The following is a 14,769-nucleotide window of genomic DNA, read 5'->3' as shown; positions in this document are numbered from 1 at the left end:
CGCAAAGCGTGAGGGCCAAAGTTTTCCCGAGTCAGACTCATTGCTACCGGGCAGCCGCTACCGGGCCTACCCCATTTTCAGAACAGATAAGCCGCACCGGCTCCGCCTGCCGAGTTATCGCTCTGGTCGTCATTCACGCCCGTCGTGGCGCTGCTTTCACTGTACGCGCCTACCGCCAGCGTGGTGCCATCCGAATTCAGGCTGACCGCCCTGCCAAAGGAATCCCCCGCATCCGTATTGCTCGCCTTCAGGTAAACCTGCTGCGACCAGGTGCCCGCTTCTCGGGTAAAGACGTACACGGCGCCAGCATAGTGGGCCGAGTTGTCGTTCTGGTCGTTATCAACGCCTGTCGCGACGCTGGCCTCTTGATTCGCCCCGACCGCCAGTGTGTCGCCATCCGCACTCAAACTGATCGCATCGCCAAATTCGTCATCGGCGTCCGTATTACTCGCCTTCAGGTAGGCCTGCTGGGTCCATGTGTCGCCATCACGGATAAAGACGTACACGGCGCCCGATGAGTCAGCGGAATTGTCGCTCTCATCAGCATTCACACCGGTCGTGCCGCCATCTTCCCAATTCGCACCAACTGCCAGCGTGTTGCCATCCGCACTCAGGCTAACCGCCGTGCCATAGTAATCGTAGGTATCCGCATTGCTGGCCTTGAGATAAGCCTGCTGCGACCAGGTGTCGGCCTCGCGGACAAACACATACACGGCACCGGCCCTCTCGGCCGAATTGTCGCTCTGATCGGCATTCACGCCTCGATCAGCGCTGGCCTCCTGCTCCGCTCCAACCGCCAGCGTATTGCCATCCGCACTCAGACTGACAGCCGCGCCGAAGGCATCATGGGCATCCATATTGCTGGGCTTCAGGTAGTCCTGCTGAGACCATGTGTCGCCATCACGGATAAAGACGTACGCGGCGCCCGCTTCGGCGGCCGAGTTGTCACTCCCATCCGCGTTCACACCGCGATCGGCACTGCGCTCATGAAAGGCCCCGACCGCCAGCGTACTGCCATCCGCACTCAGACTGACCGAATTGCCAAAGGCATCGGAGGCATCCGCATTGCTGGCTTTCAGGTAGGCCTGCTGGGACCAGGTGCCGGATTCCCGGGTAAACACGTAGACAGCACCGGCGTCATCGGCCGAGTTGTCGTCCTGATCCTGATTCACGCCCTGCGCAGCGCTGGCCTCACCCATCGCGCTAACCGCCAGTGTGGCGCCATCCGCACTCAAACTGACCGCGTAGCCAAAGCCATCACCGGCGTCCGTATTCGAGGCCTTCAGATAGGCTTGCTGCGACCAGGTGCCGGCTTCGCGCGCAAACACATACACGGCACCGGAGTTATCGGCCGAGTTGTCGTCCTGATCCTGATTCACGCCTTTCGCTGCGCTGTCCTCAAAATAGGCGCCCACCGCCAGCGTGGTGCCATCCGCGCTCAAGCTGACCGCAACGCCAAAGAGATCACCGGCATCGGTATTACTCGCCTTGACATAGCCAATCCCTGACACCAGGTGACCACTGACCGACAGCGTGTCCGAATCCACACATCCCCCGGCATTACAGGCCTGCAGGATGTACTGCGCATTGACCCGGGCATACAGCGGCACCGTCAGCCCCAGCGTCTCCGTGCCAGGCTCGATCGCCGCGCCCACCTGCGTAAACCCGGACATGCCGTCCGGATTTTCCAGCAACCGGTACTCCGTCGCACCCGCCACATCCGCCCAGTCAAACCGGAAAGTCTTGACCGACTCAATGCTAAAACTCACGGTCGGTGCAGCTTGCGGGGTCGACGTGGACGCATCCGACGAGCCGCCCGATCCACCACCGCCACACGCACTCAATACCGCGGCCAACAACACCACGTAAAAACCCCTGAACCACGCTTGCGACAACAACATTCTCGAGTATTCCCTGACAGCATTCGTTATTCCGCCAAACATAACGATGTCCGGAACACGTCGGTACCCGACAGATGTTGGGGTTCAGGTGGAATTCAGCTGGAGGGAGGGACAGGCGGGGGCAACGACGAAGTGACGCCTTTGGTGAAAAACAAATCCGCCCCAGTTCTGCAGTCTTGGCCCCTGGTCAACGAGCCCAGCTACGCCTGCCCGCAGTTGTCGTACTGAAGACGATTCCTCTCGATCCTTTCCTGATGCGTGATCGTCCATTCGGCCAGTTGCCGCAAGTGCTCGGCCAAGGAATAGCCGAGTGAAGTGAGGGAATATTCGACCCCGGGTGGCGAGCCTGTAAGAACGACTCGATCCAGGAGGCCATCACGCTCCAGGGATTTAAGCGTTCTCGTCAGCATCTGTTGTGAGATGCCATTAACCTTCCGCACGATCTCGTTAAAGCGTTGCGGGCCGGTATGAAGGGTCGCCACCACTTGAACGGTCCATCTCTCTCCGACCCGGCTGAGCATTTCTTTTATACCGTTGCATTCAGCACCCGCTTTTGAGGTAGTCATATTCATCTGACTTACTCCTAAATATATGCTTTGACGGGATTTATGGCTCTCCATACGTTTGAGCTTCCCACTCACGAAGCGTCCTCAAATTGAACCGATGGGGACGACGACCATGATATGGAGACCACGATGATTCTTTACTACTTCCCGGGCGCCTGCAGCCTTGCCGATCATATGGCACTTATCGAAGCGGGCCTGGACTACACGCTGATCAGCATTACCCCTGAGAAACAAACCGAAGACCACCGTGATTTTCTGTCAATCAACCCCAAAGGCTACATCCCGGCCCTTGAGCTCGACGATGGAGAAATACTCACGGAGAATATGGTTATCCTTCAATATATTGCGGAGATCAGCGGCAAGCTTCTTCCCCAAACAAACCTCTTAAGATGGCGAACGTTGGAAGCACTGGCTTTTATGTCTTCCGAAATCCATGGCAGCTATGCCCCCTTCTTCAGGAACTTTCCGGATACGGAAAAAGAGCGGGCTCGAGAAAAGCTGGCAAAAGCGTTCTCCCTGCTAGACCACCAACTGGGCGATAAAAACTATCTCATAGGCGAGCAGCTTACGATTGCCGATTTCTACCTTTTCTGGATCCTGATGGCATCGTCGAGAACGGGGCTCGAACTCTCGCAAGGGCTGCAACGCTATTATTCACGCATGAAGCGATTGCCCTCCGTAGCCCGTGCACTTGATGAAGAAGGTCTAAGCTGAATAACCGCTGGTCCGGGTTTCCCACAGAGACCACATCTGACGTGATGACGCCTCACGTATCCGACCACGAGAGTGTGATCGTCACGGGAACCTTCTGGCATGTCATCACGAAGAACGGTCAACCTTTCACCGCACCGCTGGTCGACCTCAAAGACCGCCCCAACACCCCCAAGGCGGCAGGGATTCGGGCATGATGGCTTCGCCGGGGTTGCCGCCCGGAGTTGCTCCATCCGACGCCGGGTCAGATGACCCGGCGTCCTGGATGTCCCCCGCCAAACAGGGGAATCCGGTTCGATCGACTACCTGGAATCACGGTTGCCATAATTGATGGGCACCCAATCGTAGCCTTCCCGTGCTTTTCGAATGTGGCCAACACCCGGAAAGGGCATATGGGGCACAGCGACCAATTCAGACTGCTTGGCGAAAGTTGAGAACGCTTTGGAGCGCACGGCAATGGCCTTATCCGGATCGACATCGTAGGCAATAGTCACCGAGGGATCCGGGAACTGCACCGCGGCCACATGAATGATGTCGCCAATGAATGTCACGCTCTGCCCTTTGCTCTCCAACCTGAAGAACGCGCTGCCCGGGGTATGCCCCGGATGCAAAACGGCGGTGACCCCGGGAAGGATTTCGGTGCTCTTGTCGAAGGCATTAATTTTCCCGGCATCCACATAGGGCGTCATGATCTGGATGGCCTGGTTGAAGTAGTGCATGTCATAGCCGGACCGCTCCGCGTTCTTGCGATCCAGAAAGAAGTCCATATCCGGCTTGCCGACATGAACGGTCGCGTTACGAAAGACCATCTGACCCTCTCGGGTGAGCCCGCCCATGTGATCGGAATGGACATGAGTGAGCAGAATATCCGTCACGTCATCGGCCTTGAATCCCGCGGAATGCAGGCTATCAATCAGGTTGCCTCCGAAACCGGGGCCGAACAGCTCACCGGAACCGGTATCCACAAGAGCAAGTCTGTCGCCGATCTCCAGCAGGAATGCATTGATTGACACTTCGACCGGGTTGCTCTGGTACGCATACGCCAGTCGTGAATCAATCCCGTCATCGGAGAGACCATGCAGGAGCTTGTGAAGGTCCTGAGGCACTGAGCCATCCGACAATGCCGTGACGCGAACATCACCGATTTTGAAAGCGTAGGTGTTGACACCTTGGCGTTGCTGCGCTATTCCCGGCGAAAATGGTTCCGTCGCAAAAACCGACCCGGTTGCAAAAAGGCCCAACACCAATGTGAGAAGCATGAACGAACGTACTACCATTTTTCCGTTTCCTGATTTGGGTGCATGTCAGCAACCGATCATAGAGACGACTGAGCTTGCTGAGAAAACAACCCGCGTTATACCTTGCATCACCTGGATTGATAGCCTCAGGACGGGCCTGTCATGGCCACAAACGGAGAGAGCATCGACATGCCCGATCGCCTGAATGAAATGGATATTGGCCTGTTGAAAGCGTTCGAAGCCCTGATGGAGGAACGCAATGTCAGCCACGCCGCAGAAAGGCTCAGTATCACGCAGCCAGCTCTTTCCGGACGGCTGACCCGTCTGCGCAGGCTCTTTGATGATCAGCTGTTTGTCCCGGTGGCTGGCCGCGGTGTGGTGCCGACGCCTCGCGCCGAGGAGCTGGGGAGAACGCTGCCCCAACTGCTGAGCGATCTGCGCGATTTCGTTGGCCATGCTCCAACGTTCAACCCGGCTGAAAGCAACCGCGAATTTGTCATCGCCGGCTATGACAACCCGGCGATCATGCTGGGGCCGGACCTGGTCCCCGCTCTAACCCGCACGGCACCGAACATCCGGACGACGTTCGTACTGCCCGATCCAGAGACCATGGCGCAAAAGCTCGACCGGGGCGACATCGACCTGGTCATCGGATCGCCTGGTATGGCGGATGAAGGGCTGATCGCTCGAAAGCTGTTTACGGATCGGTTCGTCACCGCCCAGCGCCGCCATCACCCTCGAGGCACTCACCCGATCTCGCTGGACGAGTTCTGCCGCTACGAACACGTCGTGGTGTCAAACAGCGGCCATGGCTATGCGGGTAGCGTGGATCGCTCCCTTGACGAACTGGGTCGTTCCCGACGAGTCAGCCTTTCCGTACAGAGCTACGCGCTCGCTCCCGCGATCATCGCCAACAGCGATCACCTCTGTACGTTGCCCGGCCGGTTTCTACGCCGTTTCGAGTCAACGCTGGATTTGTTTACGCCGCCGCTCGAGATGGAAGCCATTGAGCTTTACGCGTTATGGCACCCACGCATGAAGGACGACCCGGCTCACCAATGGTTTCGTCATCAGGTTCTGGACATCGCGCAGGGGTAAGAAGCCAGTCGTCACTCGATGATTGGCTTCTTGCCAAAAACCGCCTCTACACACCCGGTGGGCGTGTGCCCGCCATCGTTGGCATGACCTCGCGCATCAGGTCGATAAAGGTGCGCAGCCGGGCCGGGTAATAGGCGGCGTAGGGGTACAGCAGATAAATGGGCAGCGGATGCGCACACCACTGGGGCTGGATACGGACAAGGCGCCCGGCCTCCAGGTCTTCCTGCACAATCCACGTCGACACGATCGCGACCCCCAATCCTTCGAGCGCACTCTGGCGCAGGGCATAGAGGCTGTCGGTACTGACCCGGGGCCGGATATTGAGTTGCTGTGAGCGGTCAGCCCGCCGATCGACCAGGGTCACCTCGTTGCGGTAATAGGTGCTCAAGGCAACCCAGGGAAGCCGTTCCAGGTCCCGCACCTGTTCTATGGGCGGGGATTGCTCGAGCAACCCCGGCGCCGCAACCACAATACGCGGCACCTCCGCCAGCAGGACCGCGATCACCGACGGGTCCGTCACGCTGCCCACATGGATCGCGCAGTCGATGTTGTCGGCGATAAAATCGGGCGAATGATCGTTCAGCATCCAGTCGATGGACACCCTGGGATAGCGTTGCAGGTAACGGCTCAGTGGCCGGATCATTTGATCCTGGCCAAAGGCATGGGGAGCGCGCACCCGCAGGCGCCCCATCGGTTCCTCTCCAGCACCCCGCAGGCCGTCTTCAAGCTCGGACCACTGCTCGATCAGCGTTCTCGCGTGGGCATAGCAGCGCTCACCATCATCGGTCAGCTTCCGGCCGTGGGTACTGCGCAGGATCAGCTCGGTTCCCAGCAGTTTCTCCAGGGTCTTCAGGCGGCGGCTGATGGTGGGCTGGGTCGTGCCGAGCTGCCGGGCAGCCGCCGAGAGACTGCCGCTATCGACGATCCGTACGAATGTCCGCATCAGCTCTATACGGTCTATTGTCAGACTATTCAGTTCGCTCATACACCAGATGTATAACAGTCTTTCCCGTCAGCCGTCTACCGGCAAGGTAGCGCATCGGTGACACTTCACCTCACCCGAACAGCCACCTGACCGGTGGCACACCAGACCATCGAACCAACGATGATCTCCTGACAGGAAACAGGCCGTATGCCCGTCGATAACAGACACACCGACGACACAGAGTCGCAGCCACTCCCATCGCATTATTTTCTGTTGATGGCGCTGATATTCGCCATCAACATGGCGGGCACCACCGTGCCGGCGCCGCTGTATCCGCTCTACCAGGAAGCCTTCGGCTTCAGCAATCTCACCGTCTCGATCATCTTTGCCACCTACGCCGTGGGTGTTCTGGGCGCGCTGGTGACCACCGGCCCCTGGTCGGACCAGGTCGGGCGCCGTCCGGTACTCTTCGCCGGTCTGATCGCGTCCGCCCTGAGCGCCCTGCTGTTCCTGTACCAGGGCTCGCTCCCGGTCCTGCTGCTGGCCCGCTTGCTGTCAGGCATCTCTGCGGGCCTGTTCACTGCGACGGCGACCATCGCGGTGATCGAGCTGGCGCCCCTGCAACAACGCGGCAGGGCAACACTGGCCGCCGGCGCCGCGAATATGGGCGGCCTGGGAATGGGGCCATTGATCTCGGGCCTCCTTTCCCAATATGCGTTTTGGCCGCTTCACCTCCCCTACCTGCTGCACCTGGCCTTGATCCTGGTCGCCGCAGTGCTGCTGTGGCGGCTGCCCGAAACCGTGACACCGCCGCCCCGGTTGCAATTGCGACGCCAGCCCCTGGGGTTGCCGCCGGAAGTTCGCCCGCTGTTCTTGCCGGCCGCCGTGGGCTGCTTTGCCGGCTTCGCGGTGCTTGGCCTGTTTACCTCGCTGGCTCCGGCGGTCATGGGTCAGGTTCTGGGCCTGACCAATCGGGCCGGTATCGGCGTGGTGGTCTTCACCGTCTTTGCCGCCTCCCTCGCCGGCCAGACGGTGCAGCGTCGCATACCGGACTCGATGCGCCTGCCCCTGGCCTGCGTGGCACTGCTCGTCGGCGTCGGGCTGCTCGGGCTGTCGATTGCCTGCAGCGCCCTGCTGGCACTGATCGCCGCCGCGCTGATTGCCGGTGCCGGCCAGGGCGCCATTTTTGCCGCCAGTATCGCGGCGTTGGCCGGCGCCAGCCCGTCGGGGAAAAAGGCGGAGGTGACCTCGCTGCTGTTCGTGATTGCCTACGTGGCCATCTCGGTACCGATTGTGAGCCTCGGGCTCGCCGTCGAGGCATTTGGATTGCGGGACGCCGGCATTACCTTTACGGCGGCCATCATGGTGTTGATTGCCTTCGCCCTGCTCGCCCTGTGGCGTCTTCGGCGCCGGGCGCCATCCCCCGTTTGATTCACCTTTGAAGAACAGAGGCTTTTACCCATGACTGAACAGATTCAGCAAAACGCGCACGCCACGGCCCCCTTACCTGCGTTTGACCCCGGTTCTTTCTGGAACCGCTTCAGCCGCAACTACGCCGTTCTGGATGATATCCGCTTGCACTATGTCGAAGGCGGGGCGGGCGATCCCATCCTGCTGATCCCCGGCTGGCCGCAGAGCTGGTACACCTGGCGACACGTCATGGAACGGCTGGCGACAAGCGGCCACCGGGTGATTGCCGTCGACCCGCGGGGTATCGGTGACTCGGACAAACCACTCGGCGGCTATGACCTGGCGACGGTCGCCCGCGACCTGCACCGGTTTGCCGGGCACCTGGGACTGACCGACAACGGCGCCCTGAACGTGGCCGGACACGATATCGGCGCCTGGATCGCCTACGCCTGGGCCGCGGACTGGCCGGACGATATCCGCCGGCTGGCGCTCTACGATGCAGCCCTGCCCGGCATCAGCCCGGCCGGCCCCGGCGGCATTCCCGATGAGACCACCAACGTGCGGACCTGGCACTTCGGCTTCAACCGGCTGGACGACCTCCCGGAACTGTTGATCCGTGGGCGCGAGCGGCCCTATCTCGACTGGCTGTTCAGAACCAAGACACGCAACCCCGCCGCCATCACCCCGGCGGACCTGGATGAATACACCCGCCTATTCAGCGCGCCGGGCGCCATGCGGGCCGCGTTTGCCTACTACCGCACGCTGTTCAATGCCGGGGGACTCGAACAGAACCGGCTGCGCGCCGACAAAAAGCTGGCCATGCCGGTGATGGCCTGGGGTGCAGACGGCGGAGTCGGAAACCGGCTCTACACCACGATGCGGGATATCGCCGACCGGGTTGAGGGCGGCGTGATCGAGCAGTGCGGGCACTTCCCGCCGGAAGAGGCCCCCGACACGGTCGCCAGCCAACTGGCAGGCTTTTTCGGGAATTGACGACTGGCAGTCACACACTCCGTGAGCCCTTCCAAAAGGAGGGGCTTTTGTCTGTTTCTGATACCGCAATAAATATGCGTTCTGACACCTTTATCATTTGCGCGGATTCTGGATTCTAATGTAGCGGAACTAGGCGTCAGACTAGTCAATTAATATGCGGTCTGACGACATTCATTATCTACATCATCAACTTTACGGAGAAGGTGCTGAAACTCGCTATCACTCATATTTGAAGTGACGAGCGGGGAAGTCTCATGCTCTGAATCGTAAGCGGCGGTCGTGGGATCAAACGGTCTTCTTGAGGCCAGAAACAGAGACTCCGGAAGTGGAAGCGCTGTATTCATGTAGCACTTGATGATCTCCCAAACCTCCAAATAGGCACGGGCCGACGTATTGCTCACGAATGTCGCCAAATTCACGACATGGTCATAGGGATAATCTTCATTTCGATAAGCCATATGTAAACTTCTCACCCACCCAGTTCGGCCACCGAAATACTCTTGTTTAAAATAGCAGTTAAAATCAATGAATCGATGACAAAAAACCTCTTCACCGCTCTCATATAAAGTAACCAGTCCCGTTCGCCGATTCAGCGCGAATTTCTTAGTGCCACCATGATCATGATAGTGTTTCTTGAAAATTAATGAATGAAAAACCCCTCCTCCGCTCAGAAGAAAGAAAATGGCATAACCGATAACGTTAATGTCATCCACATCGAGATAAAATAAATGCAGGACGATGATCGGCCAACCCAAAACAATAATCGGCCAACATACGAATAGTACTCCAGTCATCTTCCCTTGGAAGGAAGAAGGTGAGAAATATGCGAGCTCCTCCTCATCCCACTTCACGCCCTTAAAGTTGGACAATCCACTGATATACTTTCGCCATTTGCTTGGCCTAACATCACCACTACGAAAAAACAACAAAGCAGATCTAGAGCTAGGCCGGCACTCGAAATCAAGAATTTCCAATCTCGCTGCTTCCGACTTAAGGCGATGACTGGCACGCCTCTGAAACCCGTTAGCCTGTAACTGGCTCTGTTTTTTGTCGTCAATTCTGACGACAACATCAACCATGACGATGGCGGCAATTAGCACGTAGAGCGCCGAAAATAGCGGGTCTTCAATCATCACAGAAAGCCTCAGACCTGAACCGAACGCAGCCATACCAAAGAGGATGATGCTGGCAACCAGTGCAGCGATTAGAAGAATCATGAGAAGCGTTTTGGTAACCCGCCAGGCTTTACCCGGAACCGGCAAACGTTCTTCGTGAGGAGGCCTAACTGCAAATTCACAACTGAAAGGTCTATCGCCGCACCAAGCTGTGCTTGCATATGTCTGCATCGAACGATCCTTGTTCTGGAAAACTAATAATTTGGAATTTTACAAATTTAGAAGGGCACAAGCTCATCCATAAATTTTCTTGGTCATGGTACCTGAAGTCTATGTCCATACCCTCCAAAAATTCAGGCAAATTCTCGCTGCTAATTCGTAAATCATTCTCCGCCGATGCACAGGCGCTCTATTAGTTGGGGCCTGCGCTTCCCTGCATGATGACTTCACCCTGGCGCCAGAGTCGCCACTCACCGGGCTGGTAGATGTCCCAGACCTCGTCCGTGGTCAGGGGCTCGGTCACAATCACACTGACCACGTCGTCAGGGGTGGTTTCCGATTCGAAATCGACGATGACATCGGCGTCTTTCAGTCGCGCCGGGCCAAAGGGCGCGCGGCGGGTGATACTCGCCATCTTGGTGCTGCAGAAGGTAAAGAGCCAGTCCCCGTTGCTGAGCAGGAGATTGAACACCCCCTGACGGGCATACCCACGAGCCAGCTCGACCAGCCGGCCGACAATCACCTCGGTGGCGGTATCACGGTCGCAGTCACGTCGCAGGTCATTCAGAATATCGCAGAACAGCGCCTCGCTGTCGGTGCTGCCGACCGGCTCGTAGTAACCCGGCGCCGGTCGGAAGCCGGTAATCTGGCCATGGGGTCCATGCCGGGGTCAGGTCTTGCGTTTTGCCTCACGGATAATTCGGCTGACGCGCGAATAGTGAAGCCCAAAGAAATCACCTATGTCTTTCAGGCCGTACCCGCCACTTGCATACGCCAAACGGATAGCTTCGTTTCGGGACGACGCAGAGTCCACATAGAACTGTAGTGGTTTGGCCAGGGGGCGGCGCTGACTCGTGGGTATTTCGCTGAGACGTTCAGCCCCCTCAATTCGCCTCTGCATGTCATCAACGAATTGATCGCTCCCTAGATAGACCTGGTTCTTCAAGCTTTCCCAAGGAGACGGCTGGTTCTTGCCGTCAGCAACAAATTGCTCGTAACTCTCAACGGCTCTATCCCGCCGTTCAGCAAAGGCAGCAAGAATCCAATCAACATTGAGTGCCTTTAAATCCCGCTCATAACCCGCCGTCGCGCGGTAACTGCTCCAAGGCCATTCCACTGCCGACCGAACCATCGCAGCACGAACAGGGTTCAACACGATATAGCGGCACAGCTCCAACAGGTAGCTGTCCTTCTCGACCAGAATCGCTTTATAACGCCCCTGGAAAACGTGCCCTACCCGGCCATGGTGCCGATTGAAAACCTGCGTATAGACGCCGTTCAGTTGGCGCATGCCTTTCGATAGATTGCCTTCCGGCGTTTCGATTAGCAGGTGGTAGTGATTGCCCATCAAACAATAGGCGTGACATACCCAGTTGAAGATCTCGCAAACCTCATCGAGGATCGACAACCAGGCGCGGCGGTCGCCGTCTGATTCGTAAATCATCTCCCGACGGTTTCCGCGAGACGTCACGTGATACAACGCGCCGGCAAACTCCAGTCGCAACGGTCTGGCCATTCCTTGGCTCCTTCCGTGGTTCTACTTTGGGCGAGAATAGACTGCGGTCATCACAACGAAATGGCAAGGCGGGGCAAAACGCAAGACTTGACCCCGCGTATGGTTGGCGCTCATGGCCAGCAGTTCGCACATGGCTCGACGTCGTCCCTGGCGGGGAATGGGTTATGCCCCAAGGGTACCGGATTTAGCGGGCCCGGCCAGCCAGAATTTGCGCGGTCGGCGAGCCATTCAGAACAGGGATTAGGTGTCACGCTCGTCGGCTGGCCCTGAGCAATACCAAAGGAGGCGGTGACCCGGACGCGAGCTACGAAAAATAAATCTGTTCCGGTTTTTTCGCACTCAACTACACACCTTTAATTGTTCTTATTTGCGGCAATTATCAAAGCAGCAAGCGCAGCTCCCCCCAATAACAGCAGGCCAGTATTGTCCTTCTCGGGAGACTCCCTTTTTGGTTTTTCATAGGAAACTTGGAAGTTCTGATTCCTCATCTCCGAGACAGTTTTGTCGGCCATTTCGAGGATATAAGAAGGTGAACAGTTCAACGCCGCTGCCGCCCTAGCCAACTGGTCAACCGTCAATGCACTGCCTCCCTTTTCGATACGTGACCAAGCTGGCTGCCCCACCCCTACAGCAGCCGCTAAATCCCCCTGACCAATTGCTCGTTCGGACCTAAGTTTCCCAATTACTGCGCCGACCACAGCCGCGTATGTAGATCCTGCTTGCACGTAACCTCCAATTGATACACAATCAACCCAACCTCACAGGCATTTTTGCCTGTGAGGCATCTTTGGAAAATTGGCGCGTATTAACTTAATAGGCATATTTTACAGCAAAAAAGGTAAAAAAACATGACTCAAAATTCGCACAAACCGGGCTCTATCATCGCCGTTCGACATTCAACCTACACACACTACGGTATCGTGTCGGATAGGTATGACGAGACTGGTGCACCGATGGTTATTGACAACTCCGCTGCGAAGGGTTTAGTACAAGAACGCACTTGGAATGAAGCAGTTGGAAACAAGCCGGTATCCAGAGCTTCTTTCCAATCAATGCTGCCCCCCGAAATCATTGTTCTCAGAGCACGGCAACACATCGGCAAGTTGAAGTACTGTTTGTTCAGCTCAAACTGTGAAGCATTTGCTCGTCGAGTAGCTGGATTGGAGCCCAAGAGCCATCAAATTGCGGCCTGCGGCATCACTGCTCCAACCGCTGCTTACTTTACGTATAAAGCCACCGACGGGAACTGGTTCTGGACACTGGTCGCCGCGACTGCGGCCGTTGCAGCAACGACCTATGCCGTTGGTAAGTAACCTCGGGGTCTGGCCATGAATTAAGCCTCAACAGTTCAGAACTTTGAGGCTTTTATCCTCCTAGAAGCAGGAGAAACCTCATTTCGCGGTTTTACATCCTTTTTCACTGAACAGCTCAAAATCCAAGCAAACGCTCAAATGCCGTACTAGGCTACAGACTAGGAAGGTATCAATAACAAAAAGGAGCATGCTGTGTCTGACCGTCCCGAATTTCTCGCAAGTGGAGAACCCGCCCGTCTTATCCCCATCGTTGCCGATAGCGCACGGGAACAAAAATCCGCTTCCGTGCTGTTGGCAGGCATGCGAGCCGTCTACGAGCTCCGGCAGGCTTTGCTGAAGTCGATTGGCATTCGAGTCGGGTCAAGGGCAACGCTGGAGGCATGGACCGAAGTCGTCTTCGAGAGCTCTGACAAGAAGGCCCCCAAACCCAAAGATCGCCCCGACGGGCTTTTGATTCTCAGAACCGGTAAGAAGGAATGGCGAGCGCTCATTGAAGCGAAAATCGGGAACGAGTCCGTTACTGAAGAGCAGATCTCTCGATATCTTCAGCAGGCGAAGGCTCACAAAATCGATGCCGTTATTACCATCACCAATCAGTTCTCTGCCCTGCCAACGCATCACCCGGTCTCATTACCGAAGAACGCCACGAAATCGGTCAGTCTGTTCCACTGGTCCTGGGCCTTTGTGAGAACCCAATGCGCCCTGCTCCTGAAAAACGATGGCGTTGAAGACGAGGATCAGATTTTCATCCTCAACGAAATCCAGCGTTACTTCGAGAGCGATCGCTCCGGCATCAGCCACTTCGATCAAATGAATGCAGAGTGGAAGGACGTGGTCAACAAGGTCAAAAGCAACGCCTCGCTGGCCAAAACGAGCGACGAAGTACAAAACACCATCGCGGCCTGGCATCAGGAGCAGCGTGATTTGTGCCTAATCATGTCTCGACTTACCGGTAGCGATGTCTCGCTAAAACTGAAGAACGATCACCGCCTTGATCCTGCAAAGCGCGTTAAAGATGACGCAGAAGCGTTCAGCAAAGCCCCTTCTCTCCAATGTGCACTCAGCATCATCAACACGGCTGCGGATCTCGAAGTGACCGCCGATCTCCAACGGCGGATGATCTATTGCTCCATGCGACTCGCTGCCCCTAAAGACAAACAAAGCACCAAAGCTCGAGCCAACTGGCTTCTACGCCAGCTAAAGAAGACCAATCCGGCTGGGTTCTTCATTAGGGCAACTCGCCCAGGGAAAGCCGAAGCCACATACCAGCCGTTAAAGGATCTTCGAGAAGCCCCAGAACTCATCGAATCCGAAACATCAAACACCACCGCCACAACATTCGAAGTGGTGTATGAGGTCGACTTGGCAGGGAAGTTCAGTGGGCGAAAGGTATTCGTTGAAGAGCTTGAGAAGGCGGTGCCGCATTTCTATCAAGAAGCCGGCCAGTGGTTGAAGGCCTGGACACCGCCGCCTCCGAAGATCGAAAAGAGGCAGTCTGCTAAAGAGCAAGATGAGGAAAATTATGAGTCGGAAGCAGCAGAGTGAAGCTCTGCTGCTTCAATGATCAGTGGCGAAAAAACGATCAGACTCGGTTTTCTGTCTACGAGGCTATGGAGTCAGAGTTGATCACTAACTATGCACTCTGAACATCCCTCTAGGATTTTCAAGCCAGATTACTCACTCTGGCGATCTCTGAGCTCATATCCCCGACCTGTTTTCATCATCTGCCAGATCACTCGGACAAGATGACGGCCCAATGCTCTG

At 56.8% G+C, this 14,769-nt stretch carries 13 protein-coding genes and 1 pseudogene; 6 read left to right on the top strand and 8 right to left on the bottom strand.

All coding sequences use genetic code 11. The features are described 5' to 3' along the window. Window positions 1–77: 77 nt before the first annotated feature. Both JL474_RS06060 and JL474_RS06055 read right to left on the bottom strand, forming a co-directional pair. Window positions 78–1,769, bottom strand: coding sequence for an FG-GAP repeat protein (locus JL474_RS06060; protein WP_203141335.1), 1,692 nt, complete (start codon window positions 1,767–1,769; stop codon window positions 78–80). 332 nt (window positions 1,770–2,101) lie between these two features. Then, window positions 2,102–2,473, bottom strand: a complete 372-nt coding sequence (locus JL474_RS06055; protein ID WP_203141334.1) for a winged helix-turn-helix transcriptional regulator — start codon at window positions 2,471–2,473, stop codon at window positions 2,102–2,104. 123 nt (window positions 2,474–2,596) lie between these two features. On the opposite strand from JL474_RS06055, the gene JL474_RS06050 reads away from it, so the two are divergent. Further along, entirely contained in the window at window positions 2,597–3,181 is a 585-nt protein-coding gene (locus JL474_RS06050) for a glutathione binding-like protein (protein ID WP_203141333.1), read from the top strand. Window positions 3,182–3,480: 299 nt separating this feature from the next. Here JL474_RS06050 and JL474_RS06045 read toward each other — a convergent pair whose 3' ends face one another. Beyond that, on the bottom strand, window positions 3,481–4,455 hold the full coding sequence (locus JL474_RS06045; RefSeq protein ID WP_203141332.1) for an MBL fold metallo-hydrolase: 975 nt from the start codon (window positions 4,453–4,455) through the stop codon (window positions 3,481–3,483). A 150-nt stretch (window positions 4,456–4,605) separates the two neighbouring features. On the opposite strand from JL474_RS06045, the gene JL474_RS06040 reads away from it, so the two are divergent. Beyond that, entirely contained in the window at window positions 4,606–5,514 is a 909-nt protein-coding gene (locus JL474_RS06040) for a LysR family transcriptional regulator (RefSeq protein WP_203141331.1), read from the top strand. Between the two features lie 46 nt (window positions 5,515–5,560). Here the strand turns inward: JL474_RS06040 and JL474_RS06035 are convergent, their stop codons facing one another. Further along, complete coding sequence (locus JL474_RS06035; protein ID WP_203141330.1) at window positions 5,561–6,457, bottom strand: LysR family transcriptional regulator; 897 nt, start codon at window positions 6,455–6,457, stop codon at window positions 5,561–5,563. 189 nt (window positions 6,458–6,646) lie between these two features. On the opposite strand from JL474_RS06035, the gene JL474_RS06030 reads away from it, so the two are divergent. Beyond that, window positions 6,647–7,870: an MFS transporter gene (locus JL474_RS06030; protein WP_236012092.1), complete on the top strand. Its 1,224-nt coding sequence runs from the start codon at window positions 6,647–6,649 to the stop codon at window positions 7,868–7,870. Between the two features lie 30 nt (window positions 7,871–7,900). After that, window positions 7,901–8,842: an alpha/beta fold hydrolase gene (locus tag JL474_RS06025; RefSeq protein WP_203141329.1), complete on the top strand. Its 942-nt coding sequence runs from the start codon at window positions 7,901–7,903 to the stop codon at window positions 8,840–8,842. 149 nt (window positions 8,843–8,991) lie between these two features. Here JL474_RS06025 and JL474_RS06020 read toward each other — a convergent pair whose 3' ends face one another. The 4 genes and pseudogenes from JL474_RS06020 to JL474_RS06005 form a co-directional block, all read right to left on the bottom strand. After that, window positions 8,992–10,188, bottom strand: coding sequence for a hypothetical protein (locus JL474_RS06020; RefSeq protein WP_123635111.1), 1,197 nt, complete (start codon window positions 10,186–10,188; stop codon window positions 8,992–8,994). A gap of 181 nt (window positions 10,189–10,369) precedes the next feature. Beyond that, a pseudogene (locus JL474_RS06015) lies at window positions 10,370–10,831 on the bottom strand (class II glutamine amidotransferase); the annotation flags it as partial. A 15-nt stretch (window positions 10,832–10,846) separates the two neighbouring features. Beyond that, complete coding sequence (locus JL474_RS06010; protein ID WP_236012091.1) at window positions 10,847–11,692, bottom strand: transposase; 846 nt, start codon at window positions 11,690–11,692, stop codon at window positions 10,847–10,849. A 353-nt stretch (window positions 11,693–12,045) separates the two neighbouring features. Continuing rightward, the gene (locus JL474_RS06005) at window positions 12,046–12,417 is read right to left on the bottom strand and encodes a helix-turn-helix domain-containing protein (protein WP_203141328.1); all 372 of its coding nucleotides are present in this window, start codon (window positions 12,415–12,417) and stop codon (window positions 12,046–12,048) included. Window positions 12,418–12,540: 123 nt separating this feature from the next. Between JL474_RS06005 and JL474_RS06000 the strand changes: the two genes are divergently transcribed. Continuing rightward, entirely contained in the window at window positions 12,541–13,005 is a 465-nt protein-coding gene (locus tag JL474_RS06000; protein WP_123635109.1) for a lecithin retinol acyltransferase family protein, read from the top strand. A gap of 192 nt (window positions 13,006–13,197) precedes the next feature. After that, complete coding sequence (locus JL474_RS05995; RefSeq protein WP_328797786.1) at window positions 13,198–14,550, top strand: hypothetical protein; 1,353 nt, start codon at window positions 13,198–13,200, stop codon at window positions 14,548–14,550. Window positions 14,551–14,769: the final 219 nt, after the last annotated feature.

The sequence above is a fragment of the Marinobacter mangrovi genome (assembly GCF_016798325.1).
GTDB lineage: Bacteria > Pseudomonadota > Gammaproteobacteria > Pseudomonadales > Oleiphilaceae > Marinobacter_A > Marinobacter_A mangrovi.
The sequence above is the reverse complement of the archived record's forward strand: the minus strand, read 5'-3'. Positions and strand labels throughout refer to the sequence as shown.

Excerpts from the sequence above, each read along its gene's own strand:
- JL474_RS06020 (WP_123635111.1), bottom strand. The coding sequence starts at position 10,188 with ATGCAGACATATGCAAGCACAGCTTGGTGCGGCGATAGACCTTTCAGT.
- JL474_RS06030 (WP_236012092.1), top strand. The coding sequence starts at position 6,647 with ATGCCCGTCGATAACAGACACACCGACGACACAGAGTCGCAGCCACTC.
- JL474_RS06025 (WP_203141329.1), top strand. The coding sequence starts at position 7,901 with ATGACTGAACAGATTCAGCAAAACGCGCACGCCACGGCCCCCTTACCT.
- JL474_RS06045 (WP_203141332.1), bottom strand. The coding sequence starts at position 4,455 with ATGGTAGTACGTTCGTTCATGCTTCTCACATTGGTGTTGGGCCTTTTT.
- JL474_RS06010 (WP_236012091.1), bottom strand. The coding sequence starts at position 11,692 with ATGGCCAGACCGTTGCGACTGGAGTTTGCCGGCGCGTTGTATCACGTG.
- JL474_RS06050 (WP_203141333.1), top strand. The coding sequence starts at position 2,597 with ATGATTCTTTACTACTTCCCGGGCGCCTGCAGCCTTGCCGATCATATG.
- JL474_RS06000 (WP_123635109.1), top strand. The coding sequence starts at position 12,541 with ATGACTCAAAATTCGCACAAACCGGGCTCTATCATCGCCGTTCGACAT.
- JL474_RS06035 (WP_203141330.1), bottom strand. The coding sequence starts at position 6,457 with ATGCGGACATTCGTACGGATCGTCGATAGCGGCAGTCTCTCGGCGGCT.
- JL474_RS06040 (WP_203141331.1), top strand. The coding sequence starts at position 4,606 with ATGCCCGATCGCCTGAATGAAATGGATATTGGCCTGTTGAAAGCGTTC.
- JL474_RS06055 (WP_203141334.1), bottom strand. The coding sequence starts at position 2,473 with ATGAATATGACTACCTCAAAAGCGGGTGCTGAATGCAACGGTATAAAA.